23 protein-coding genes are annotated in these 24,524 nt (G+C 67.8%); 11 read left to right on the plus strand and 12 right to left on the minus strand.

The window, feature by feature from the left end:
* The first annotated feature begins 76 nt into the window (after positions 1-76).
* The 4 genes from NM962_02415 (at position 77) to ctpC (ending at position 4,951) form a co-directional block, all read left to right on the plus strand.
* Entirely contained in the window at positions 77-1,549 is a 1,473-nt protein-coding gene (locus NM962_02415; GenBank protein ID UVO13030.1) for an LCP family protein, read from the plus strand.
* A gap of 46 nt (positions 1,550-1,595) precedes the next feature.
* A complete protein-coding gene (locus tag NM962_02420) occupies positions 1,596-2,285 on the plus strand; it encodes a TIGR03089 family protein (protein ID UVO14518.1) in 690 nt (229 codons plus the stop codon).
* 135 nt (positions 2,286-2,420) lie between these two features.
* On the plus strand, positions 2,421-2,702 hold the full coding sequence (locus NM962_02425; GenBank protein ID UVO13031.1) for a DUF1490 family protein: 282 nt from the start codon (positions 2,421-2,423) through the stop codon (positions 2,700-2,702).
* Between the two features lie 32 nt (positions 2,703-2,734).
* Entirely contained in the window at positions 2,735-4,951 is a 2,217-nt protein-coding gene (gene ctpC / locus NM962_02430; GenBank protein ID UVO13032.1) for a manganese-exporting P-type ATPase CtpC, read from the plus strand.
* Between the two features lie 97 nt (positions 4,952-5,048).
* Here the strand turns inward: ctpC and NM962_02435 are convergent, their stop codons facing one another.
* The 10 genes from NM962_02435 to NM962_02480 all read right to left on the minus strand — a co-directional run bounded on the left by NM962_02435 (position 5,049) and on the right by NM962_02480 (position 17,055).
* Positions 5,049-5,600, minus strand: a complete 552-nt coding sequence (locus NM962_02435; protein UVO14519.1) for a cation transporter — start codon at positions 5,598-5,600, stop codon at positions 5,049-5,051.
* Positions 5,601-5,850: 250 nt separating this feature from the next.
* Complete coding sequence (locus NM962_02440) at positions 5,851-7,851, minus strand: serine/threonine-protein kinase PknD (GenBank protein UVO13033.1); 2,001 nt, start codon at positions 7,849-7,851, stop codon at positions 5,851-5,853.
* 84 nt (positions 7,852-7,935) lie between these two features.
* On the minus strand, positions 7,936-9,054 hold the full coding sequence (gene pstS / locus NM962_02445; protein ID UVO13034.1) for a phosphate ABC transporter substrate-binding protein PstS: 1,119 nt from the start codon (positions 9,052-9,054) through the stop codon (positions 7,936-7,938).
* Positions 9,055-9,143: 89 nt separating this feature from the next.
* Positions 9,144-10,298, minus strand: coding sequence for an acetate kinase (locus NM962_02450; GenBank protein UVO13035.1), 1,155 nt, complete (start codon positions 10,296-10,298; stop codon positions 9,144-9,146).
* Positions 10,295-12,394: a phosphate acetyltransferase gene (pta, locus tag NM962_02455; protein UVO13036.1), complete on the minus strand. Its 2,100-nt coding sequence runs from the start codon at positions 12,392-12,394 to the stop codon at positions 10,295-10,297. The genes NM962_02450 and pta overlap by 4 nt, the downstream gene beginning before the upstream one ends.
* 4 nt (positions 12,395-12,398) lie before the next feature.
* Entirely contained in the window at positions 12,399-13,532 is a 1,134-nt protein-coding gene (locus NM962_02460) for an aminotransferase class V-fold PLP-dependent enzyme (GenBank protein ID UVO13037.1), read from the minus strand.
* An 87-nt stretch (positions 13,533-13,619) separates the two neighbouring features.
* A complete protein-coding gene (locus tag NM962_02465) occupies positions 13,620-14,186 on the minus strand; it encodes a hypothetical protein (protein UVO13038.1) in 567 nt (188 codons plus the stop codon).
* Between the two features lie 10 nt (positions 14,187-14,196).
* Positions 14,197-15,366 carry an acyl-CoA dehydrogenase gene (locus tag NM962_02470; GenBank protein ID UVO13039.1) on the minus strand — a complete coding sequence of 390 codons (1,170 nt, stop codon included), beginning with the start codon at positions 15,364-15,366 and terminating at the stop codon, positions 14,197-14,199.
* 14 nt (positions 15,367-15,380) lie between these two features.
* A complete protein-coding gene (purE, locus tag NM962_02475; protein ID UVO13040.1) occupies positions 15,381-15,896 on the minus strand; it encodes a 5-(carboxyamino)imidazole ribonucleotide mutase in 516 nt (171 codons plus the stop codon).
* Complete coding sequence (locus tag NM962_02480; GenBank protein UVO14520.1) at positions 15,889-17,055, minus strand: 5-(carboxyamino)imidazole ribonucleotide synthase; 1,167 nt, start codon at positions 17,053-17,055, stop codon at positions 15,889-15,891. The genes purE and NM962_02480 overlap by 8 nt, the downstream gene beginning before the upstream one ends.
* Before the next feature lie 221 nt (positions 17,056-17,276).
* Between NM962_02480 and NM962_02485 the strand changes: the two genes are divergently transcribed.
* Positions 17,277-17,924, plus strand: coding sequence for a GtrA family protein (locus NM962_02485; GenBank protein UVO13041.1), 648 nt, complete (start codon positions 17,277-17,279; stop codon positions 17,922-17,924).
* Here the strand turns inward: NM962_02485 and NM962_02490 are convergent.
* Entirely contained in the window at positions 17,888-18,397 is a 510-nt protein-coding gene (locus tag NM962_02490) for a PH domain-containing protein (protein ID UVO13042.1), read from the minus strand. The genes NM962_02485 and NM962_02490 overlap by 37 nt on opposite strands.
* A 9-nt stretch (positions 18,398-18,406) precedes the next feature.
* Positions 18,407-19,219, minus strand: a complete 813-nt coding sequence (locus NM962_02495) for a biotin--[acetyl-CoA-carboxylase] ligase (protein UVO13043.1) — start codon at positions 19,217-19,219, stop codon at positions 18,407-18,409.
* A gap of 87 nt (positions 19,220-19,306) precedes the next feature.
* Between NM962_02495 and NM962_02500 the strand changes: the two genes are divergently transcribed.
* The 6 genes from NM962_02500 to NM962_02525 all read left to right on the plus strand — a co-directional run bounded on the left by NM962_02500 (position 19,307) and on the right by NM962_02525 (position 24,524).
* The gene (locus NM962_02500; protein ID UVO13044.1) at positions 19,307-20,266 is read left to right on the plus strand and encodes an alpha/beta hydrolase; all 960 of its coding nucleotides are present in this window, start codon (positions 19,307-19,309) and stop codon (positions 20,264-20,266) included.
* 101 nt (positions 20,267-20,367) lie between these two features.
* Positions 20,368-22,020 carry an acyl-CoA carboxylase subunit beta gene (locus tag NM962_02505; GenBank protein ID UVO13045.1) on the plus strand — a complete coding sequence of 551 codons (1,653 nt, stop codon included), beginning with the start codon at positions 20,368-20,370 and terminating at the stop codon, positions 22,018-22,020.
* A gap of 184 nt (positions 22,021-22,204) precedes the next feature.
* Positions 22,205-22,420 carry an acyl-CoA carboxylase subunit epsilon gene (locus NM962_02510; GenBank protein ID UVO14521.1) on the plus strand — a complete coding sequence of 72 codons (216 nt, stop codon included), beginning with the start codon at positions 22,205-22,207 and terminating at the stop codon, positions 22,418-22,420.
* 52 nt (positions 22,421-22,472) lie between these two features.
* Entirely contained in the window at positions 22,473-23,114 is a 642-nt protein-coding gene (locus tag NM962_02515) for a Maf-like protein (GenBank protein ID UVO13046.1), read from the plus strand.
* Between the two features lie 82 nt (positions 23,115-23,196).
* A complete protein-coding gene (locus tag NM962_02520; protein ID UVO13047.1) occupies positions 23,197-24,099 on the plus strand; it encodes a sulfurtransferase in 903 nt (300 codons plus the stop codon).
* Entirely contained in the window at positions 24,096-24,524 is a 429-nt protein-coding gene (locus NM962_02525) for a SufE family protein (protein ID UVO14522.1), read from the plus strand. The genes NM962_02520 and NM962_02525 overlap by 4 nt, the downstream gene beginning before the upstream one ends.

A 24,524-nucleotide genomic window follows, 5' to 3' on the forward strand; every position in this document is an offset into this window, starting at 1 on the left:
CGAGGCTCGCTAAACCGCCGGTCTGGCACGCCGCACGCGGCTACCGGCGATACAGCAGTTACGCAAGTAATCTGAAGTGATGCCTGCGCAACGTGTGGTTCGTGTGATTGCCACGGTGGCAGCCGTCGCCATCGTCTTGGGTACCGGAGTGGCCTGGAGCCAGGTCCGATCGTTCGAGGACGGAATCTTCCACGTCTCGTCGCTGGCGTTGGGCAACGGCGGATCCGACGGCGCGGTCGACATCCTGCTGGTCGGGATGGACAGCCGCACCGACGCCCACGGAAACCCACTCACCCCCGAAGAGCTGTCCGCGCTGCGCGTTGGGGACGACGAGGCCACCAACACCGACACGATCATCCTGGTCCGGATCCCCAACAACGGGAAGTCGGCCACCGCCATCTCGATCCCCCGCGACTCCTACGTGGCGGCGCCCGGTCTGGACAAGACCAAGATCAACGGCGTGTACGGGGCCACCCGGCTGGAGACCGCCGACGCGCTCGTCGCATCCGGGATGGACCCGATCCAGGCGCAGGCGCGCGGCACCGAGGCGGGCCGCGAGGCGCTGATCAAGACGGTGGCCGATCTGACCGGCGTCACCGTCGACCACTACGCCGAGATCGGACTGCTCGGGTTCGCGCTGATCACCGATGCCCTCGGCGGCGTCGACGTCTGCCTCAAGGAGCCGGTATACGAAGAGCTCTCCGGCGCGGACTTCCCGGCCGGCTGGCAGCGACTCGGCGGCGCCCAGGCACTGAGCTTCGTGCGGCAGCGCCACGAACTCCCGCACGGCGACCTGGACCGGGTCCGGCGCCAGCAGACGGTGATGGCCTCGCTGGCCCACCAGGTCATCTCCGGCAAGACCCTGTCCAGTCCGGGCACCCTGTCGCGGCTGCAGGCCGCGGTACAGCGGTCGGTAGTGCTGTCGGCGGGCTGGGACGTGATCGACTTCGTCACCAAGTCCCAAGACCTGGCCGCGGGCAAAGTGGCGTTCGCCACCATCCCGGTGCTAGAGGAAGCCGGCTGGAGCGACGACGGTATGCAGAGCGTGGTACGCGTCGACCCCGGCCAGGTGGCCGACTGGGTGGCCGGACTGCTGCACGACCAGGACGAGGGCAAGACCGAACAGCTGGCCTACAACCCGGAGCAGACCACCGCCAGTGTGCTCAACGACACCGACATCAACGGCCTGGCCGCCGCGGTCTCCGGGGTGCTCAACGCTAAGGGATTCGGCACCGGATCGGTCGGCAACAACGAGTCCGGGCACGTGCCTACCAGCCAGGTGCAGGCCGCCTCGGCCGACGACCCCGGCGCACAGGCGGTGGCCAGGGACTTGGGCGGATTGCCGGTGGTGTCCAACGAGTCGGTCCCGACCGGCTCGGTGCGCGTCGTGCTGGCCAACGACTACACCGGGCCCGGATCGGGCTTGGGCTCCGGCGGCAGCAGTGCACAGGCGGCCGGTATCTCCAGCTACGACGACGAGGCACCCCAAATCCCCGTTGCTTCACCGATTCTGACCGCGGGTTCCAACGATCCCCAGTGCGTGAACTAACGTCGCTGAGGTGATCAACCTCAGCTCGGCGATCCTTGATCCGATCATGCACGCCGACCCGGTGGGGCCACGTATCACCTACTACGACGACGCGACCGGGGAACGTATCGAGCTGTCGGCGGCGACCCTGGCGAACTGGGCAGCCAAGAGCGGCAACCTACTGCGCGACGAACTCGGCGCCGGCCCGGACAGCCGTATCGCGGTATTGCTGCCGGCGCACTGGCAGACCGCGGCGGCGCTGTTCGGGGTGTGGTGGATCGGCGCCGAAGTACTGCTGGACGCACCGGACGGCGATGCGGATGTCGCGCTGTGCACAGTCGACCGGCTCGACGAGGCCGATGCCGCGGTGGCCGCCACCGGCGGCGAAGTGGCCGTGCTGTCCCTGGACCCGTTCGGGCGGCCAGCCCCCGACCTGCCGGTGGGCGTCACCGACTACGCGACCGCGGTACGGGTGCACGGTGACCAGATCGTCGCCGAACGCGCCCCCGGCCCGGCCCTGGCGGGATCGTCGGCCGACGACATGCTGGCGACGTGCGAGAAATGCGCGGCAGCACTGGGTTTGACGTCGGCGGATCGGGTGTGGTCGGCCAAGGACTGGAACAACCCGACCGCGCTGATCGAGAACATGCTGACGGTGTTCGCCGTGGGCGGGTCACTGGTGCAGGTCGCCAATCCCGATCCAGATCTGCAGGAGCGCCGTCGGGCCAGCGAGAAGGTCACCCGAAACCTGGCCTGACGCGATTTCGGCGCGATTTTTCCCGTTCAGCGGGCGCAACCGCGCCGAAATCGCCATACGGCGATACATGCATAAATGCTTATATGCTGATACGCTTGCCCGCAAGAACCCGCCGTACGAAAGAGGAGATGACTCATGGCAGTGCAGGGATTGCTGGTGAAAGCGGCGTCGACGGTGTTCACCGGACTGGTCGGCGTTAGCGCCTATGAGGTGGCCCGCCGGGCACTGGCGAAGGCTCCGTTGCACCAGGCGGCGGTGACGGCTACCGAGTGGAGTCTGCGCGGAACCCGGCGAGCCGAAGAGGTCGCCGAGTCGGCACGACTGAAGGTGGCCGACGTGGTTGCCGAGGCTCGCGAGCGCATCGGCGAGGAGGCCACCCCGCCGGCAGCGGCCGTCGAGCACGACCACGACCACTGACCCGCCCGGCGCCGACGATGGGAAGCGCAGCGATGAACAGCAGCGGCGTCATAGCGACCGTGCCCGCCGCCGACGGTGAACTGACCGTGGTGTCCGACGCGGCCGGCCGGATGCGGGTACAGGTGTCCTGGGTGCGGGGCGACTCGCGACGCGCGGTGGCCGCCGAGGAGGCCGCCGGCCGCGTCAACGGCGTACGCACGGTGCACGCCTATCCGCGGACCGGTTCGGTCGTGGTCTGGTACTCCCCCAAACGCAGTGACACCGCAGAGATCCTCGCGGCGATCGCGTCGGCGGCCACCGTCGCCGCCGAGCTGATCCCCGCCCGCACGCCGCGCTCTGCCGACGTCAGCAACACCGACGTGCTGCGCATGGTGATCGGCGGCGCGGCGCTGGCACTGCTGGGGATGCGCCGCTACGTGTTCGCCCGGCCACCACTGCTGGGACCCAGCGGCCAGCTCGTCGCGACCGGCGCCACGGTCTTCATGGGTTATCCCTTCCTCCGGGGCGCGCTGCGCTCGATCCGCTCCGGCAAGGCCGGCACCGACGCGCTGGTGACCGCCGCGACCGTGGCAAGCCTGGTACTTCGGGAGAACGTGGTCGCGCTGACCGTGCTGTGGTTGCTCAATATCGGTGAGTACCTGCAGGATCTGACGCTGCGCCGCACCCGCCGCGCCATCTCGGATCTGTTGCGCGGCAACCAGGACACCGCGTGGGTCCGGTTGCCCGACGGTACCGAGGTTCAGGTGCCCATCGACACGGTGCAGATCGGCGACGAAGTGATCATCCACGACCACGTGGCGATCCCGGTCGACGGCCAGGTCATCGACGGCGAAGCCATCGTGGACCAATCGGCCATCACCGGCGAGACCCTGCCGGTCAGCGTGATCGCCGGGGCGCGAGTGCATGCCGGTTCGGTGGTGGTGCGCGGCCGCGTGGTGGTCCGGGCCACCGCGGTGGGAAACCAGACCGTGATCGGCCGCATCATCAGCCGCGTCGAGGAGGCCCAGCACGACCGCGCACCGATTCAGACGGTCGGCGAGAACTTCTCGCGGCGCTTCGTGCCGGCCTCGTTCATCCTGTCGGCGATCACCTTGGTGCTCACCGGCGATGTCCGCCGCGCGATGACGATGCTCTTAATCGCCTGCCCGTGCGCGGTGGGACTGGCCACGCCGACCGCGATCAGCGCGGCGATCGGCAACGGCGCCCGGCGCGGCATCCTGATCAAGGGCGGCTCACATCTGGAGCAGGCCGGTCGGGTGGACGCGGTCGTGTTCGACAAGACCGGCACGCTGACGGTGGGCCGCCCGGTTGTGACCAATATCGTTGCCATCCATAAGGATTGGCAGCCCGAACAGGTGCTCGCCTATGCCGCCAGTTCGGAGTTGCATTCGCGTCACCCGCTGGCCGAAGCGGTGATTCGGTCCACCGAAGAACGGCACATCAGCATCCCGCCGCACGAGGAGTGCGAGGTCCTGGTGGGGTTGGGCATCCGCACCTGGGCCGACGGCCGCACCCTGCTGCTGGGTAGCCCGAACCTGTTGCGCTCGGAGAAGGTCCGCATCTCCAAGAAGGCGGCGGACTGGGTCAACAAACTGCGCGCGCAGGCCGAGACCCCGCTGCTGCTGGCAGTCGATGGCACCCTGGTCGGGTTGATCAGTCTGCGTGACGAGGTACGCCCAGAGTCACGAGAGGTGCTTGAGGCGTTGCGCGCCAAGGGTGTTCGACGCATCGTCATGCTCACTGGCGATCACCCGGAGACCGCGGCAGCGGTGGCGGCCGAACTCGGCATCGACGAATGGCGAGCCGAGGTGCTGCCGGAGGACAAGCTGCAGGTGGTCCGCAGCCTGCAGGACGAAGGCTATGTGGTGGGCATGGTCGGTGACGGCGTCAATGACGCACCGGCCTTGGCCGCCGCGGATATCGGGATCGCCATGGGCCTGGCCGGTACCGACGTTGCGGTGGAGACCGCCGATGTCGCCCTGGCCAACGACGATTTGCGCCGGCTGCTCGACGTCCGGGACTTGGGCGGACGTGCCGTTGAGGTGATCCGGCAGAACTACGGCATGTCGATCGCGGTCAACGCCGCCGGCCTGTTGATCGGCGCCGGCGGAGCACTGTCACCGGTGCTCGCCGCGATCCTGCATAACGCGTCGTCGGTGGCCGTCGTCGCCAACAGCTCGCGGTTGATTCGCTACCGGCTGGGCGTCGAGGCGGCGACGCCGATGGCGTCCGTGCCATCTGTGCCGTAATCTGTCTCCCGTCCCGACTGTTCCTGTCGAGCACCACCACCAGCTCCAGGGCAGTCGGGACTTTGCGTCGGTAGGCACAACAGCCCGTTAGCAGCCTTTAACAGCCACAGCCCTCGCCGCGCCAGGACCGGACGCCCTGCCACACCGAAACGGCGGCCACCCCCAGACCGATCAGCGGGTCGAGCCACCAACCGCCCGACCACTGGGTGGTGAGAGTCAGCCCGACCAGCACCGCGGCGGCCTGGATCGCACACAGATAGTTCTGCACTCCCTCACCGACTGTCGCCGCCGAGCCGAGCCGCGTGCCGAGCCGCCGCTGGGCCCGGCCCAGCATCGGCATCACCAGCACGGCCGCAGCGGTGACCGCGATGCCGATGGCGCTGCCTTCGCTGCGGTGGTCGCCGACGAAGTGGCGTATCGATTCCGCGGCGATATAGGGGGCGTTGATCCAGAACGAGACCGCCACGCCGATCTGCGCGCGTCGCTCCGCCGTCTCGGACAGTGTGCGGGCGCCAGTGAACCGCCAGATCACCACGGCCCCGGCCAGCGCCTCGGGAATCGCACCCAGCGCCCAGCCGGTCAGGGCGATCGAACCGGCGGCCAGGCCCTGCCACAGGCCCACCACGCCTTCGAACCCGACCAGGACCAGGCTTACCCAGGCAAGCCGGCGGGCCCAGGTCGCTGCCCGGTGCCAACCCCCATCGCGAACGACGGAAACACCGTGGACATGCCCAGGGTGATCGTGGTCGTGGTCGTGGTGCCCGACGGCCGTGCCTGGGGCGTCGATCGCCGGATCGGCGATGCCCGCTGCGGGGCCCACGACGCTACTGTCCACGCAAAAAATGTTACCTGGCGTTTCGGTGAGGCAGCCGTCACAGCGCCGGCGCCTCAGTCGCCACTCAGCTGTTGGAGACCACCTTGACGACGCGGTCGTTGCCGCGGTCGGCGACGTAGATATTGCCGCGTTTGTCCACGGCGACGTCCAACGGGGCGTTGAGTCCGGTGAACGGGAGCACCACCGGGATCGCGGCCCCGGAGGCCAGCTTCACGACCTTGTTGCGGTTGTGCTCGGTGACGTAGACGTCGCCGGCTTCGTCCACCGCGATACCCCACGGAGCGACGATCCCCGCGAAGGGCAGCACCACCTGTTCGCCGGAGGCGGCCACCAGCTTGAGCACCCGGTTGTTGGCGGTGTCGGTGACGTAGACATTGCCGGCGGAGTCGACTGCCACCCCGTCGGGCTTGTTGAGGCCGACGAACGGCACCGTGGTCTGAGTGTTGGTGACGGTGTCCAGGCGCAGCACTAGGTCGTTGCCGCGGTCGGCGACATAGACGTTGCCGCCGTCGGAATCCACCGCCACCCCGTCGGGGTCGTCCAGGCCGGCGAACGGCAGCACCGTGTGAGTCTGGGCGTCCGCGCTGAGCTTGACCACCCGATTGTTGACATCGGTGAAGTACACGTTGCCGATACTGTCGACCGCCACGCCGCGCGGTTGGTACTGGTCGCTGAAGGGCACCACGGTCGAGGCGGCCGAGTCGGCGGCCAGGCGCACCACCCGGCCGTGGATGCCCTCACTGCTGACGTAGACGTTGCCGTCGCCGTCGAGCGCCACCCCACCCGGTGAGAGCCGGAAGTCCAGGTCGGTGAACGGCAGCACGTCCTGCGGGGGCGCCGCCACCGGCGTCGCCGATGAGGGCTCTGACACCACGTGCCCGATGCCGGCGACGACGGTGACCGCGACAACCGCCGCGGCCGCCACCAGCACCGGCTTGCGGGGCAGCCGCCACCGTCGAGACGGGGTGGGGATGACCGTGGTCGGAGTTTGCAGGTCGTTGCGCAGCAGGGGTGACATCGGGAACGGCGCCGGGGGCGGGCCACCCAGGCCGGTGCCCAAGGCGGCACCGAATCCGAGGCCGGTCGGCGCCCATCCGGCTCGGCTCACGCCGGCCGACGCTGCGCCGCCACCTCGGCCCTCGGATCGGGGCTCGGGTTCCAGGCCGCCGGGCAAGTGCAGTGCGGGCTCGCCACGCCGCAGGATCCGGGAGACCTGGTGGCGTTCGGGCTCGGTCAGCGCCTGGTAGGCAGCGGCGGCAAGCTCACCGGCGCTGCTGTAACGCTCCTCGGGTTTGCGGGCCAGCCCACGGGCCAGCACCGCGTCGATGGCCGCCGGAACGCGGCCCGGGCGCAGCTTGCTCGGTTGCGGAGGCTCGGCGGTGCGACGTTCTTCGATCGCCTCGTCGAGGGTGTCGGCGGAGAACGGGCACACCCCGCTGAGCGCCTCGGCCAACACAGCCGCCAGCGAGTAGATGTCGGCGAGGTGTGTGACCTGCTCGCCGGTCAGACGCTCGGGCGCCATATAGCGGAGGCTGCCGACCGCCGGCTTGGCCCGCACGCCCGGTTCGGCGATGGCCGCGGCCACCCCGAAGTCCATCAGATAAGCCAGGTCGCCCTCGGTGAGCAAGATGTTGTCGGGTTTGACGTCGCGGTGGACGACATAGACGTTGTGGGCCGCGTCCAGGGCCGCGGCCACCTGCCGCACGATGGCCACCGCCCGCGGCGGGCTCAGGGGACCTCCGTCGGCCAAGGCGGTGGCCAGGTCGGTGCCGTCGATCAGGCCGGTCTCGAGGTAGAGCACCTCGTCGATCTCGCCGTAGGCGCGGATCGGCACCACATGGGGCTCGGTCAACTGCCCGGCGGCTTCGGCCTCGTCCTCCAGTCGGCTGCGGAACGCCTCGTCAGCGGAGAGCGACTCGGAGATCAGCTTGAGCGCCACCGTCTCGTCGTTGCGGGTGTCCTCGGCCCGGTAGACCTCACCGACGACGCCGTGGCCGAGCACCCGCCCCAATTGATAGGGGCCGAATCGCGATCCGGTCCGCGAACCCGGCTCGGGATTGTTCACCGACGACGCTCCCTTCGACCACAGTGCCGCGCACTGCGGCGAAAGATTGGCTACCAGACTAACCGGCGCCGACGCCGCAAATGGTCACGAGATCGCGTTGACCGCCGTCTGGAGCCTGGTTTTGAAGGACGGCGGCAGTGGAATGAAGCCGTACTGGTCCAGCCCGTCCTGGCCTGGACCGATCGCAGCCTGCAGGAACGCCTTGACGGCCGTGCCCGTGGCGACGTCGGGGTATTTCGAGCAGACCAGCTGGTAGGTCGCCGCCACGATCGGGTAGGCGCCGTGTTCGACCGGCCGGTAGAGGGACGCTGTATCCAGCACCAGGTCGTTGTCGGGGTTGGCGTCGGACACGAATCTCGCCCCAGCGATCGTCTTGCCGACCGATTCGGCGGAGATCGCCACTGGTGCCGAGCCGGGCGCGGTGATGATCTGGGCCATGGGCAGCTGCTTGCCTACCGCCAACGACCATTCGTTGTAGGTGATGGATCCGTCGGTGGTCTGTAGCGCCGCCGCGGCGCCGTTGTTGCCGGTGGCGCCTTCGCCGACGCCGCCGTTGAAGGTGTCGCCGCCGCCGGCGTACCAGGCTCCGTCGGAGGCGACGTCGAGGTACTTCTGGAAACTGGCGGTGCTCGGCGACCGGTCGCTGCGGTACACCACATGGATGGGCAGCGCGGGCAGTGCGACACCCGCGTTGAGCGCCTTGATCGCGGGGTTGTCCCAGCTGCCGATGCTGCCGTTGAAGATTTTCGCCAGGGTGGGCCCGTCCAGGCTGAGGCTGTTCACCCCGTTGATGTGATAGGTGACGGCGATCGGGCCGAACACCAGCGGCAGGTCCCAGGCCGGGGAGCCGCATCGCTCCGCAGCCCGTTCCGGTTGCGTCTTGGCGGGGTCCATAGCCACCTCGGAGCCTGCCAGGTCGATCTCGTTGGCGATGAAGTCATCGACTCCGGTGGCGGAGCCGTTGGCGTTGTAGACCAGCGCCTGCCCGGGACAGGCCCGGGAGAAGGCGTAGGCGAACTGCTCGATCGCGTTGGCCTGGGCGGTAGAGCCGCCGGCATGCAGTTCCCGCTTGCCCCCGCAGTCCACGCCGGCCGCCGGGTCCTCGCCGGACACCAATTGATCGGAGCCGCCGCCGCAGGCCGAAACCGTCAGTGCGCCAACAGCCAGCAGGGCCGCCAGCACGGTCGATCGGCCGAATTTCACAGGACGACACTGTACCGCGATCCGCCGAGAGCGGGCCTGGTACGGCCGGATGCGGTGCGACCGATACTCCCCCAAATCGCGGGCAGCGCTCACACGAACTGCCAGGCGGCCCGCGCGATCGCCAATTCTTCATTGGTGGGAACCACCAAGACAGTGGTGCGCGATCCGTCGGCGGAGATGATTCGGGCACCCGTGCCGGCGCGGTTGCGTTCAGGGTCGACGACGATGCCCAGCCCGTCCAAACCCGCCAGCGAGTCCTCGCGCACGCTGGGTGCGTTCTCCCCTACCCCGGCCGTGAAGGCGATGGCGTCGACTCGACCCAGCACGGCCAAGTAGGCGCCGACGTACTTGCGCAGCCGGTGAATGTAGACGTCGTAGGCCAGCCCGGCGGCCTCTCCCAGCGCGCCGCCGGCCTCCCGCTGTTCCAGCAGCTCACGAAAGTCGTTGACCCCGGACAGCCCTTTGAGCCCGGAGCGGCGGTTCAGCAGGTCGTCGAGCTCATCGACGCCCATCTGAGCGGTGCGGTTGAGGTGGAACAGCACGCCCGGGTCGATGTCGCCGCTGCGGGTGCCCATCACCAGGCCTTCCAGCGGGGTGAGACCCATCGATGTCTCTACGGCCACCCCGCCTTGCACTGCCGAGGCCGAAGCCCCGTTGCCCAGGTGCAGCACGATGATGTTCAGCTCGCCGGGATCACGGCCCAGGACGGTTGCGACTTCACCGGAGACGTATTCGTGTGAGGTGCCGTGAAATCCGTAGCGGCGGATGCCGTATCGGGTTGCGACGTCGTGGTCGATCGCGTAGTTGGCGGCTGCCGCCGGCAGAAAGTGGAAGAACCCGGTGTCGAACACCGCCACGTGTGGGACGTCGGGAAAGTCTTTGCGGGCCACTTCGATCCCAATCACGTTGGCTGGGTTGTGCAGCGGCGCGAGCTCGGACAGCCGGGCCACCTCGGCCACCACCGCATCGGTGATCAGGGTGGGCGCGTAGAACAGGTTGCCCCCGTGCACCACCCGGTGACCGACGGCGCGCACGGTGGCCAGGTCAATGGCGGAGTCGACGAGCTGCCGATGGATCAGCCGCAGACCGGCGGCGTGGTCTGCCACCGGGCTGTCGGCCTCACCGATCTGCTCCACCAGGCCGGACAGCAGCGCGGTCCCGGCCACTGGGTCGACCAATTGGTATTTAATCGATGACGAGCCGGAGTTGAGCACCAGCACCAGACCGGACGCGGTTTTGGTCACGGAGTCACTCCCTGCGCCTGGATCGCAGTGATCGCCACGGTGTAGACGATGTCGTCGACCAGCGCGCCGCGGGACAGGTCGTTGACGGGCTTGGCCAGTCCCTGCAGCACCGGACCGATTGCGATCGCACCGGCACTGCGCTGCACCGCCTTGTAGGTGTTGTTGCCGGTGTTGAGGTCGGGGAAGACCAGCACGGTGGCCCGCCCCGCCACCGGCGAGTCCGGCATCTTGGCCGCGGCGACTCCCGCATCGACCGCGGCGTCGTATTGGATCGGACCGTCGGCGAGCAGATCGGGGCGACGCTCGTGCACCAATTGTGTGGCGGCACGGACCTTGTCCACACCGGCGCCGGAACCGGACTCACCGGTCGAATAGGACAGCAGCGCGACTCGGGGGTCGATGCCGAAGGCGGCCGCGGTGGCCGCCGAGGAGATCGCGATGTCGGCGAGTTGCTCGACGGTCGGATCGGGCACCACTGCGCAGTCCCCGTAGGCCAGCACCCGGTCGGACAGGCACATTAGGAACACACTGGACACCGTGGACACCCCAGGCGCGGTGCGGATGATCTCGAACGCCGGCCGGATGGTGTGTGCGGTGGTGTGCACGGCACCCGACACCATTCCGTCGGCGATCCCGGAGTGCACCATCATGGTGCTGAAATAAGAGATGTCACGCATGATCTCGCGGGCACGGTCCTCGGTGACGCCCTTGTGCGCGCGCAGCCGGGCGTATTCGGCGCCGAAGGTGTCCCGCAGGTCACTGGTCTCGGGGTCGATCACCCGCGCGGCGTCCAGGTCCACGCCCAGCTCGGCGCCGCGCCGACGCACCGCGCCTTCCACGCCGAGCAGGGTCAGGTCGACGATCCCGCGGGACAGCAACCGTCCGGCTGCCAACAGGATCCGGTCGTCGGTTGCTTCCGGCAGCACAATGTGGCGACGGTCGGCTCGGGCCCGTTCCAGCAGCCGGTACTCGAACATCTGCGGGGTGATCACGGTCGACGCCGGCACCCGGATCCGCTCCGCCAGCTCGGCGCCGTCGATGTGCTCGGCGACCAGGGCAAGCGCCGTGTCGACCTTGCGCAATGCACCGACGGTGATCCGCGAGCCGGTATGGGACACCTTTTCGGCGGTGTCGTAGGTGCGGTGACTGGTGGCGATCAGCGGCAGCGTGGGACGCAGACCCTTCACCAACTTGTCGATGGCCGGGTGCGGCAGCAGGCCCCCGTTGAGGATGATTCCCGCCAGCGATGGGAAGCCCTGTGCCTCATGGGCGTTCACCAAGGCAAGCAGTACGTCGGAGCGGTCGGCCGGCACGATCACAACCTGCCCCTCGGACAGTCGATCGAGAATGTTCTCGGCGGTCATGCCACCGACCATGACGCTGAGGGCTTCGCGGCGCAGCAACTCCGGGTCGCCGCTGTAGACGGTGCCCTCCAGCGCGGTGCAGAGTTCGGCCATGGTCGGCGCCGACAGCAGCGCCACCTCCGGAACCGCGAACGCCGGAATGTCCGCGCCGGCCAAGCGCACCGAGATCGCCTGGGTGACTTCGGCCAGCCGGTCCGGGTCGCAACGGTTGGCGATCACCGCCGCCGGATGGGCGTGTACCGCAGCCACTTCGGTCAGGCAGCGCTCGGTGATGTCGGCGATGGCCTGCGCGTCGCGGTTGTGGCCGTTGATCGCCAGCACCAGTGGCGCCCCCAGGTTCACCGCGACGCGGGCGTTGAAGCTCAACTCGCTCGGGTTGACGACGTCGGTGTAGTCGCTGCCGACCACCAGCACGGTGTCGCAGTGCCGGGCGACTTCGTGGAATCGCGCGACGATCTCGCCCAGTGCCGCCTCGCGGTCGGCGAAGACCTGTTGGTAGGTCACGCCACGGCAGGCACTGTGGTCGTCGATAGTGGCGGTGGCATGGGCGAGCAGCAGTTCGAGTTGCCCGTCGGGCTCGTCCAGCGATCGTACGACCGGCCGGAAAACGCCGACGCGGGTCGATGAGGCGGCCAGAAGGTGCAGCAGGCCCAGCGCGAGCACGGACTTGCCGGAGCCGCCCTCGGCGGCGGCGAGATAGATGCTCGACGTGCCGGCGTGACCTTCTGGCATCGGATCAGGCCGAGGCGATCCGGTCGATCGCGGAGCTCAGTCGCGCCACCGTTCCCTCGATGTCGGCCAACTTGTCCAGGCCGAACAGCCCAATTCGGAAGGTGCTGAACGTCGCCGGCTCATCGCATTGCAACGGCACTCCCGCTGCGGTCTGCAGGCCCTGGGCCAGAAACTTTCGCCCGGTGCGGATGTCGGGGTCGGTGGTGTAGCTGACCACCACGCCGGGCGCTTCGAAGCCGGGTGCGGCCACGCTGGGGAAGCCGCGTTCGGCCAGCAGCGCACGCACCTTGCGCCCCAGGGTGAACTGCTGCTCGCGCACGGCATCGAAGCCGCGGTCGCGGGTCTCGGCCATGGCATCGCGAAGGCTGCTGATCACGCCGGTCGGCATGGTCGCGTGGTAGGCGTGGCCACCGTTCTCGTAGGCCACCATGATCTCGCGCCACTTCTTCAGGTCCAGCGCGAAGCTGGTGCTCTGGGTGCGCTCCATGACCTCCAGGGCGTGGTTGGACAGGCCGACCATGGCGCAGCCCGGCTCGGCACTCCAGTCCTTCTGTGGCGCGGTCACCAGTACGTCGACCCCGAGGGCCGCCATGTCCGCCCAGACCACGCCGGAGGCGATGCAGTCCAGGACGAACAGGCCGCCGACCGCAGCCGTCGCCGTGCCGATGCGCGTCAGGTAGTCATCAGGCAGCAGGATTCCGCTGGCGGTTTCCACGTGCGGAACGCACACCACCGCCGGCCGGATCCGCGCGATCGCCTCCTCGACCTCGTCGATGGGCGCGGGAGCGAAGGGCGCCTGGTCGCCGTCTCCCGTCTGGCGGGCCTTGAGGACGGTGACGCGGTCGGTGATGCGGCCGGTCGCAAGGATCTGACTCCACCGGTAGCTGAAGAACCCGTTGCGGACGACGAGCACGTCGGCGTCGTTGGCGAACTGGCGTGCGACCGCTTCCATGCCGCACGTGCCGTTGCCGGGGACGACGACCGCCGCGTCGGCGTGGTACACCTCGCGCAGCATCGCCGAGACGTCGTTCATGACGTCCTGGAAGCGCGCGGACATGTGGTTGATGGCCCGGTCGGTGTAGACGACGGAGTACTCCAGCAATCCGTCGGGGTCGACGTCGGGAAGAAGTCCTGGCATTAAGCCTCTCCTAGGTGGGGCGGACAGCGCCGATTGCCAATCTTAGGGCTGTCGCATTCGTGCGTTCACCGATGCGCGCGAACGGCTTCAGCCGATCTCGACATCGGATATGTTGCGGCCGCCGAGCCACAGGCCCAGCGCTTCTGCGGTGCCACGGACGACGGTGCCCCGGCCGCGGGGCCGGCCGACCCCGTTGGTGGGTTCGACCCGATACCGGAGCAGGGTCGGCTGCAGCTTCTGCACCGTCAGGCTCACTCCCTCGGCCAGGATCGCGGCCTCTTCAACCGGCGGGATTTCTCGGCTACGCCCCAGTCCGCGCAGCACGTCCTGGTGATGCATCGCCAAGTCGCCCAGCAGGAGCCCGGCCACCGCGCGATCGGGTACCTGTGCCCAGCGCCGAGCGGTGGCGATCAGTTCGGCCCGGTCGCGGCCACGTCCCGCCGTGACGACTTCGGCGTTGATCTTGTGCAACCGCCACGGTGCACGCAGGTATCTGCCGATCTCGGAGGTACCGATCAGGTGGGCCAGCACGTCGCGCGGCGACCATTGGGTACACAGAGTGGTTCCGTGATCGAATTCAGCGTCCGTGAGCCCGTCGACCGTGTCGACGAACGCATGCCGCGCCACGCGGACGATATCGATCCGGTCTGTCATCACCTGGGGGTCAGCGCAGGAGGTGTCGGCTCATGACGACGCGCTGGATCTGGTTGGTGCCCTCATAGATCTGGGTGATCTTGGCGTCACGCATCATCCGCTCCACCGGGAAATCCGTGGTGTAGCCCGCCCCACCGAACAACTGCACCGCATCAGTGGTGACCTCCATGGCCACATCCGAGGCAAAACACTTCGACGCTGCGGAGATGAAACCCAACCCGGTCTCGCCACGCTCGGCACGCGCCGCCGCCGAATACACCATCAACCGAGCAGCTTCGAGCTTCATCGCCATATCGGCCAACATGAACTGCACACCCTGGAAGGTGCTGATGTTCTTGCCGAACTGCTTGCGGTCCTTGGTGTATTCGATCGCTGCGTCCAAAGCGCCCTGAGCGATGCCGACCGCCTGAGCACCGATGGTCGGACGCGTGTGATCCAACGTCCGCAGCGCGGTCTTGAACCCCGTGCCGGGCTCACCGATGATCCGGTCGCCGGGGATGCGGCAGTTCTCGAAGTACAGCTCGGTCGTGGGTGAGCCCTTGATGCCGAGCTTGTGCTCCTTGGGCCCGATGGTGAAGCCCTCGTCGTCGATGTGGACCATGAACGCCGAGATGCCATTGGCATCCAAGTCGGGGTCCGTCACTGCCATCACGGTGTACCAGCTGGACTTTCCACCATTGGTGATCCAGCACTTGGAGCCGTTGAGGATCCAGTCATCACCGTCGGCCTTGGCCCGAGTACGCATCGCTGCGGCGTCACTGCCGGCTTCACGCTCCGACAGTGCGTAGGAGGCCATCACCTCACCAGCCGCCAGACCCGGCAGCACCTGCTGCTTCAGTTCGTCGGATCCCGACAGGATCAGACCCATGGTGCCCAGCTTGTTCACCGCGGGAATCAACGAGGCAGATGCGTCGACGCGCGCCACTTCTTCGATCACGATGCAGGCCGCGACCGAGTCCGCACCCTGCCCGCCGTACTCCTCGGGAACGTGGACGGCATTGAAGCCCGACGCGTTCAGCGCGGCCAGGGCCTCTTCGGGGAACCGGGCCTTCTCGTCGACTTCCTTGGCGTAGGGAGCGATCTCCTTTTCCGCCAATGCGCGGATCGCCGCCCGCAACTCGTCGTGCTCCTCGGGGAGTTTGAACAGATCGAACGACGGATTCCCGGCCCACCCAGCCATCACAGCCTCCTCAGTTAATGGCCGCTAACTCTACCCTGCAACGCGGCGTCTTTCGCAAACACGCTCTGGGCCAGCTGGTCTTGAAAAGCCGCCATGCGGGCCCGTAACGCGGCGTCGGATGCGCCCAGAATACGCACCGCCAGCAAACCCGCGTTGCGTGCGCCGCCGATAGAAACTGTGGCCACCGGCACACCGGCCGGCATCTGCACGATCGACAGCAAAGAGTCCATGCCGTCCAGACGGGCCAACGGAACCGGCACCCCGATCACCGGCAGCGGTGTGGCCGATGCCACCATTCCGGGCAGGTGCGCCGCACCCCCCGCCCCGGCGATGATCACCTCGATGCCGCGGCCGGCGGCGTCGCGGGCGTAGTCAAACATCCGCTGCGGAGTGCGGTGCGCCGAGACCACTCCGACCTCGAACGGGATCTCGAACTCGGCCAGCGCCACGGCCGCGTCTTCCATCACCGACCAGTCGCTGTCGCTGCCCATGATGACGCCGACCCGGGGACCAGGCTTGTGCTCACTCATGCGGATCCCATCCATCGCTCCATTCCCCGTGCGACAACCAGTGTGCCGCGCTTTCGGCCCGCTCGCGCAGGTTCGCCGAGTCCTTGGCGTCCTCACCGAGGAGGTTGATGTGGCCGATCTTGCGGCCGGGTCGTTCGTCCTTGCCGTAGAGGTGGACTCGGGCATCGGGATAGCGCGCGAACAGGTGGTGCAGTCGCTCGTCCATCGTCATCGTCGGGGTTTGCGGGGCGCCCAGGACATTGGCCATGACGGTTACGGCCGCCACCGGCGTGGTGGCGCCGAGCGGATAGTCCAGCACCGCGCGTAGATGCTGTTCGAACTGGCTGGTGGCGGCACCGTCCATGGTCCAGTGCCCCGAGTTGTGCGGTCGCATCGCCAGCTCGTTGACCAGCAACTGGCCGTCGACGGTTTCGAAAAGTTCGACCGCCAGCACCCCGACCACACCTAGCTCGTCGGCCAATCGCAGCGCCAATTGTTGTGCAGCAGCAGCTGATTCGTCCGACAGATCGGGGGCGGGCGCGATCACCGTCACACAGATTCCGCTCTCCTGGACGGTCTCGACCACCGGCCATGCCGCGCCCTGGCCGAACGGTGACCGGGCCACCAGCGCCGAGAGTTCCCGGCGCATCGCGACCCGCTCTTCGGCCAACACCGGCACGCCGGCGGCCAGATAATCGGTGACGACCGCCCGGGCCTGGGGCACATCGTCAACGATGGACACCCCGCGCCCGTCGTAGCCGCCGCGGGCCGCCTTCACCACCATCGGGCCGCCGGTGAGGGCGGCGAAGTCGTCCAGATCCTCAGGCGTCTCGATCGCGGCGAACCGCGGCACCGGCGCGCCCAACTCCGCCAGCTTGCGACGCATCACCAGCTTGTCCTGGGCGTGCAGCAACGCCGCCGGCGGAGGCGCGACGTTGACGCCCTCGGCGATCAGCTGGTCCAGCAGCTCTCCCGGGACGTGCTCGTGGTCGAAGGTAAGCACGGTGGCGCCGGCGGCCGCCCGGCGCAGGTCATCGAGGTCGGTGTGCGATCCGATCACCACGTCCGGGGTGACCTGGGCGGCCGGCTCGTCGGCCGCCGCGGCCAGCACTCGCAGCCGCTGCCCTAGCGCGATCGCGGCCTGATGAGTCATCCGCGCCAGCTGACCGCCGCCCACCATGGCGACCTGGGGGCACCGCCCGCTTGCGGGGGAGGGGCTGCGTCCGCCCGCAGGCGGCGTCGGGGTGGAGGGGTTCAGCACGGGCAATATCGTGTCACGTCGGCGCCGCGGCGATCGCAAGTGCGGCGCAGCCGCGCGCTGGGGGTCGCCGCCATGCGGCCCGCGAGGTCGTTATGCAGTCGTTAGGCGCAGATGGTGCCGAGTCCGTACACTGGCAACTTGTGTCTTTTACCGACGCCACGATTGCTCGCCTACCGCGGGTGATCCGACCGCTGGCCGAACGCCATCATGAACTGATCAAGTTCGCCATCGTCGGCGCGACCACATTCCTGATCGACTCCGCGCTGTTCTACACCCTCAAGCTCACGATCCTGTCGCCTAAGCCCGTCACGGCCAAGGTCATCTCGGGGATCGTCGCGGTGATCGCCTCCTACATCCTCAACCGGGAGTGGAGCTTCAAGGACCGGGGCGGCCGGGAGCGTCACCACGAGGCGCTGCTGTTCTTCGGGGTCAGCGGCGTCGGCGTGGTGTTGTCCATGGCGCCGTTGTGGTTCTCCAGCTACGTGCTTGGGCTGCGGGCGCCCATGGTGTCGCTGACCATCGAGAACCTCTCGGACTTCGTTTCGGCCTACATCATCGGCAACCTGCTGCAGATGGCGTTCCGGTTCTGGGCGTTCCGCCGCTGGGTCTTTCCGGATGAGTTCGCCCGCAGCACCGACGCCGCACTCGACGCGACGATCGAGACCGGCGCGCTCGCCGAGGCGATCGAAGACGCCCTGGAGGGCGGCCCGGACACCGGCGTGGTGACGCTGTTCCGGCGTCCGGCCCGCCATCAACCGCCGGCGGACGGCCTGTCGAAAACTTCGTGATAGAGGAGCGTGTGGACCTGCTCCACGCGCGGAATGTCGTAGAACTCCAGGGGTTCCTGTGACGCCGACTCGATGATCAGCGTCCCGGTTCGCAAGATCCGGTCGATGAACCCATGCACGAACTCCACACTGTTGATCCGCGCCAGGCCGATGTCGATTCCGCTGCGGGTCAACAGCCCGTGCCGAAACATCACACGCCGGTCGGTGACCACGAAATGCGTGGTCAGCCAACTCAGGAACGGCCAGAGCGTCAGCCACCCGAATACCACCAGCCAGATCGCCCAGATCACCCCGAAGACGACGTTCTTTGCGGTCGGATCCCAGGCCCGCGTAGTGACGAACCCAGCGGCGAACGCAGCGCAGGCGGTGACCAGCAACAGCGCCAGCACCGGCAGAATCAGGCGTTTGACGTGCGGGTGCCGGTGCAACACCACCTGCTCGTCGTCCGCTAGCACGTTGTCCGGGTAACCCACGGCCGGGTCCTAGCCGGTGGGCCGGAGTCGGCTGACGTCGCCGGCCGCCACCGTGACGGTTCCGTCCCCGGTGTTGATCACCAGGCGGCCGGTGTCATCGATGGCCTCGGCGACTCCTTCCACGCGTTGGCCGCCGGGTATGTCGGCGCGCACCTGGGCCCCCAGGGTGCAGCTGTGTCGCCGGTAGTCCGACACCAGTGCGTCGTCGGCTCCGCCCGCCGCCCGCCAGGCCGCGACCCGGCTCGCGAGGTGACGAAGAACCTTGTCGGCGAAGGTGTTTCGATCAACGACCGCAGCTCCGAGCATGGCCAGTGAGACCGCCACTGGATCCGGAGCCTCGTCGGCGGTCATAGTCACGTTGAGCCCGAGCCCAACCACGATCACCTGCTTCGGCGCGGCCACCTCGGCGAGAATGCCGGCCAGCTTGCCGTCACCCCCGATGACGTCGTTGGGCCACTTCAGGCCGACCTGCAGACCCGAAACTTCGGCGATCGCATCGGCGAGCGCGACCCCGGTGGCCAGCGTCAGCCAACCCCAACCCGAGGTCGGCACGGTGTCCGCGGCGACCCCCACCGACAGTGAGAGCTGGCTGCGCGCTGGGGCGCTCCAGTGTCGACCGTGACGCCCGCGGCCGGCCGTCTGGTGCTCAGCCAGCAGCACCGCGCCGGCGATGTCTTCTCCGGCGGCGGCGCGGGCCAGCAGATCGGCGTTGGTGGAACCGGTGTCCTCGACGACATCTACGGCGCGCCACGGCCCGTGCGGCCCGGTCAGGCCGTCCCGCAGAGCGGTCACATCCAGCGGCGGCCGTGGCACAAGACTCATTTCGCCAGCTTACTCACCAGCGCCGCAGCCACACCGGTTGAAACGCTCGACGCGCGGGTAATCGGACCGGTGGAGGAGGTGATCGACATGGTCACCAGGGGATTGTTGACGAGGCGAATTCACCGACGCCACAGCGCACAATCGGTCGCTGTGTCGTTGGCCAGTCGATTCGTCGTGAAGAACCTGGTGCGCGCATGGGCAGTCCGACCGGACTTGGCGTGGCCGCTCGGATCGGTCGATCTTCTGGCCGGCATGGTGCCGCACCGGCAGGCGGCGCGCGTCGAGCGCTTCCGTCTGGGTCACTGTGTCGCCGAACGGATTCAGGCGGCAGGAGTGTCGAGGCAACGGGCCATCTTGTATCTGCACGGCGGAGCTTTCCTGACCTGCGGGCTCAATACCCATCGTTCACTGGTAACTCGATTGTCCCGAGCGGCCGATGCCAGCGTCCTCAACGTCGACTACCGGATGTTGCCCGCACACCGAATCGCAGACGCCGTCGACGACGGCTTGAGCGGGTTGCGCTGGCTGCTTCGCAGTGGCTACGACCCGGAGCAGATCGTGATCGCTGGCGATTCCGCAGGTGGATACCTAGCGTTTATGACCGCCCTGGCGGCCGCGCAGTTCGATATGGTGAAACCGGCTGGGATAGCAACGATTTCACCGTTCACTGATGCAGACCCCACGGCAAAGCTTCAGCACCGCAACGCCCGACGTTGTGCGATGTTCCCGTGCGAGGCACTGATGGCTTTCACCCGATACCTGCTCCGCGCCCGCGCCGCTTCGCCGATGGATGCCGACCTGTCGTCGCTGCCGCCGGTCGCCATCCACGCAAGCACCGACGAACTGCTGTTGCCCGACGCCGAAGCCATGGCGCAGCGACTGGACACCGCCGGTGTGCGTTGCGATCTGCATTTGTGGGAGGGCCAGGTTCACGACTTCCCGTTGGCGGCCGACGTGCTGCCCGAGGGGCGGCGAGCGATCCGCTACCTCGGCGATTTCGTCAAGGAAGTCACCGCACCACCTGAGCCCGGCACCGCAGCCGCCTGACCCGCCCTGTCTGCCACTGCATTCACTTGTGTCACAGCGGCGACGTTCCCTAACCGGTCCGGTCGGGCGATCCGATGGCCCACACTTTAAGATCGTTTCTTATGACCAGTGTTACTGAGCACTCCGGTGAGGCCCACGTAGAGGCGCAAGCCGAGCATGTCGTCGACATCCACACCACCGCGGGCAAGCTGGCCGACCTCAAGCGTCGGACCGAGGAGACCCTGCACCCGGTCGGTGAGGCCGCAGTCGAGAAGGTGCATGCCAAGGGCAAGCTGACCGCTCGGGAACGGGTCTACGCCCTGCTTGACGAGGGCTCTTTCGTCGAGCTCGACGCGCTGGCTAAGCACCGCAGCACCAACTTCGGCCTGGCCGACAAGCGTCCGCTCGGCGACGGTGTGGTGACCGGCTACGGCACCATCGACGGCCGCGAGGTCTGCATCTTCAGCCAGGACGCCACCGTGTTCGGCGGCAGCCTCGGCGAGGTCTACGGCGAGAAGATCGTCAAGGTCCAGGAGCTGGCCATGAAGACCGGCCGGCCGCTGATCGGGATCAACGACGGCGCCGGCGCCCGCATCCAAGAGGGTGTGGTCTCGCTGGGCCTGTACAGCAAGATCTTCCACAACAACATCCTGGCCTCGGGAGTCATCCCCCAGATCTCGCTGATCATGGGCGCCGCGGCCGGTGGTCACGTCTACTCCCCCGCGCTGACCGACTTCATCGTGATGGTCGACCAGACCTCCCAGATGTTCATCACCGGCCCAGATGTGATCAAGACCGTCACCGGCGAAGAGGTCACCCAGGAGGAGCTGGGCGGGGCGCACACCCACATGGGCAAGTCCGGGACCGCGCACTACGTCGCCTCCGGCGAGCAGGACGCGCTGGACTACGTCCGCGACCTGCTGAGCTATCTGCCCCCGAACAACTATGCCGACCCGCCGCACTTCCCGGTGCCGCCCGCCGAGGGCGCCATCGAGGACAACCTCACCGCCGAGGACCTCGAACTCGACACCCTGATCCCGGACTCGCCGAACCAGCCGTACGACATGCACGAGGTCATCACTCGGATCCTCGACGACGACGAGTTCCTGGAGGTCCAGGCGGGCTACGCGCAGAACATCATCGTCGGCTTCGGCCGCGTGGAGGGCCGCACCGTCGGCATCGTGGCCAACCAGCCGACCCAGTTCGCCGGCTGCCTGGACATCAACGCCTCGGAGAAGGCCGCCCGGTTCATCCGGACCTGCGACTGCTTCAACATCCCGATCGTGCTGCTGGTGGACGTGCCCGGCTTCCTGCCCGGCACCGAGCAGGAGTACAACGGCATCATCCGGCGCGGCGCCAAGCTGCTCTACGCCTACGGCGAGGCCACGGTCGCCAAGATCACCGTCATCACCCGCAAGGCCTACGGCGGCGCGTACTGCGTGATGGGTTCCAAGGAGATGGGCGCCGACGTCAACGTGGCCTGGCCGACGGCCCAGATCGCGGTGATGGGTGCCTCCGGCGCGGTCGGGTTCGTCTACCGCTCGCAGCTCTCGGAGGCCGCCAAGAAGGGTGAGGACGTCGACACACTGCGGCTGCAACTGCAGCAGGAGTACGAGGACACCCTGGTGAACCCCTACGTCGCCGCCGAGCGGGGCTACGTCGACGCGGTGATCCCGCCGTCGCACACCCGCGGCTACATCGCGACGTCGCTGCGGCTGCTGGAACGCAAGATTGTCCAGCCGCTGCCCAAGAAGCACGGAAACATTCCCCTGTGAGCGGAACGAGTGGAGTGAGCGCAGCGAATGACACGAGTGACGCGAGCAGCAAAAGCACTGTGAGCGGAACGAGTGGAGTGAGCGCAGCGAATGACACGAGTGACGCGAGCAGCAAAAGCACTGTGAGCGGAGCGCGCTTGTGAGCGAAGAGAACGAAGCGACCACGGCGGTCGAGGAGACTCCTGTGGCGGCCGAGCCGCTCATCAAGGTGTTGCGGGGCAACCCCACCGACGCAGAGATCGCGGCGCTGGTCGCGGTGCTCGGGACGGCAGGCGGCGCGAGTGCCGAAGCCGGCACGCGAGACCGCAATCTGTGGGGCCACCCAGTCGACAAGCTGCGGATTCCGCTGTTCAGCTGGCAGCGGATCACGTTGCTGGAACGCACCCACATGCGCCGGTGAGGAGGCCGAGCGCCAGCGAGGCGGGGGATATCCGGCGCCGAAAGCACCGCGGGTGACGCGGCTGGTCCTCGGCTCGGCCTCCTCCGGCCGGTTGGCCGTCCTGCGCGGCGCCGGGATCGACCCGTTGGTGGTGGTCTCCGGTGTCGACGAGGACGCCGTGATGGCCGGCCTGCCCGCTACTGCGTCTCCGGAAGCAGTGACCGGCGCCCTGGCCGCCGCAAAGGCAGAGCAGGTCGCCTCCACGCTGCAGCCTCCAGTAAGCGCCGATTGCGTTGTGATCGGCTGCGATTCGATGCTCTACATCGACGGCAAGCTGTGCGGCAAGCCCCCGACGGTCGATGAGGCCCGCATCCGCTGGCGCGAGATGGCCGGAAATTCCGGGCAACTCCATACCGGCCACAGCCTGATCCGGTTGCGCGACAACGAGATCACCCATCAGATCATCGAGACTGCCGTCACCACAGTGCACTTCGGCCACCCAGATGACGACGATTTGGAGGCGTACCTGGCCAGCGGCGAGCCACTGCGGGTCGCCGGCGGATTCACCCTGGATGGCTTGGGGGGCTGGTTCGTCGACGGCGTCGATGGCGATCCCTCCAGTGTCATCGGTATCAGCCTGCCCATGCTGCGTCGACTGCTGCGCTCAGCCGGGCTCTCGGTCGCTGCGCTGTGGGCGGCCAATCCGGTCACCTGAGCCAGGTCACGCGCAGCTGAAGCCCGGGGGATTTCCGGCCATCGGAGTGGCACAACGGTTACCGACCGGTAGGCTCGGTTTCGTGCCAGTGCCTGCCGACCCCGCCCCCGCCCTGCAGTCCTACGCTCACCCGGAACGATTGGTGACAGCCGACTGGCTCGCGGGCAATCTGGGCACACCTGGCCTCGTCGTGGTGGAGTCCGACGAGGATGTCTTGCTCTACGACATCGGCCACATCCCCACCGCGGTCAAGATCGACTGGGTCACCGATCTCAACGATTCCCCGGTCCGCGATTACATCACCGGCGAGCAGTTCGCCGACCTGATGAACCGCAAGGGCATCTCCCGCGACGACACCGTGGTGATCTACGGCGACAAGTCCAACTGGTGGGCCGCCTACGCGTTGTGGGTGTTCACTCTGTTCGGACACCAAGACGTACGACTGCTCGACGGCGGACGCGACCTGTGGATTTCCTCGGGCCGCGAAACCACCCTGGACGTGCCGTCGAAGACCACGACCGGCTACCCCGTGGTCAAGCGCAATGACGCCCCCATCCGGGCCTATAAGGACGACGTGCTGGCCAACATAGGCCAGGTGCCGCTGATCGACGTGCGCTCGCCGCAGGAGTACACCGGCGAGCGCACCCACATGCCGGAGTACCCGGAGGAGGGTGTGCTGCGCGGCGGCCACATCCCCACTGCGGTCTCAGTGCCATGGAGCAAGGCGGCCGACGATGCCGGTCGGTTCCGCAAGCGCGAGGAATTGGAACGGCTCTACGATTTCGTCAAGCCTGGGGACCAGCCGATCGCCTACTGCCGCATCGGAGAACGCTCCAGCCACACCTGGTTCGTTCTGACCCATCTGCTCGGCATCGAGGACGTCCGCAACTACGACGGGTCCTGGACCGAGTGGGGCAACACCGTGCGCGTGCCCATCGTCGACGGCCCCGAACCAGGCCTGGCCCCAGGGGCCGGGGTGGGCTGAGCCAGCTGATGAGCCTGCCGGAGGGACTGGCGCAGATGGTGGCCGACTTCGCCGAAGTCGAAGGACAGGACAAGCTGCGGCTGCTGCTCGAATTCGCCGACGAACTGCCCGAGCTGCCCGATGAGCTGACCGAATCCGCCATGGAACCGGTACCGGAGTGCCAGTCGCCGTTGTTCCTGCATGTCGATGCCGCAGACCGGCAGCGGGTGCGGCTGTATTTCAGCGCGCCTGTAGAGGCACCGACGACGCGCGGCTTCGCATCGATTTGGGCCGCCGGCCTGGACGGCGAACCGGCCGACGTCATCCTGGGCGTGCCGGAGGATTTCGCGTCTCGGCTGGGATTGGCCGCACTGATCAGTCCGCTGCGGCTGCGGGGTATGTCGGCCATGTTGACCCGCATCAAGCGGCATTTACGCGCCGCGTAA

The sequence above is a fragment of the Mycobacterium sp. SVM_VP21 genome, assembly GCA_024758765.1.
In the GTDB taxonomy this organism is placed as follows: Bacteria; Actinomycetota; Actinomycetes; order Mycobacteriales; family Mycobacteriaceae; genus Mycobacterium; species Mycobacterium heraklionense_C.

Coding starts and splice junctions, on each gene's coding strand:
- NM962_02420 (UVO14518.1), top strand. CDS start 1,596: ATGCACGCCGACCCGGTGGGGCCACGTATCACCTACTACGACGACGCG.
- NM962_02425 (UVO13031.1), top strand. CDS start 2,421: ATGGCAGTGCAGGGATTGCTGGTGAAAGCGGCGTCGACGGTGTTCACC.
- ctpC (UVO13032.1), top strand. CDS start 2,735: ATGAACAGCAGCGGCGTCATAGCGACCGTGCCCGCCGCCGACGGTGAA.
- pta (UVO13036.1), bottom strand. CDS start 12,394: ATGCCAGAAGGTCACGCCGGCACGTCGAGCATCTATCTCGCCGCCGCC.
- NM962_02460 (UVO13037.1), bottom strand. CDS start 13,532: ATGCCAGGACTTCTTCCCGACGTCGACCCCGACGGATTGCTGGAGTAC.
- NM962_02465 (UVO13038.1), bottom strand. CDS start 14,186: ATGACAGACCGGATCGATATCGTCCGCGTGGCGCGGCATGCGTTCGTC.
- NM962_02470 (UVO13039.1), bottom strand. CDS start 15,366: ATGGCTGGGTGGGCCGGGAATCCGTCGTTCGATCTGTTCAAACTCCCC.
- purE (UVO13040.1), bottom strand. CDS start 15,896: ATGAGTGAGCACAAGCCTGGTCCCCGGGTCGGCGTCATCATGGGCAGC.
- NM962_02480 (UVO14520.1), bottom strand. CDS start 17,055: ATGGTGGGCGGCGGTCAGCTGGCGCGGATGACTCATCAGGCCGCGATC.
- NM962_02495 (UVO13043.1), bottom strand. CDS start 19,219: ATGAGTCTTGTGCCACGGCCGCCGCTGGATGTGACCGCTCTGCGGGAC.
- NM962_02500 (UVO13044.1), top strand. CDS start 19,307: ATGGTCACCAGGGGATTGTTGACGAGGCGAATTCACCGACGCCACAGC.
- NM962_02505 (UVO13045.1), top strand. CDS start 20,368: ATGACCAGTGTTACTGAGCACTCCGGTGAGGCCCACGTAGAGGCGCAA.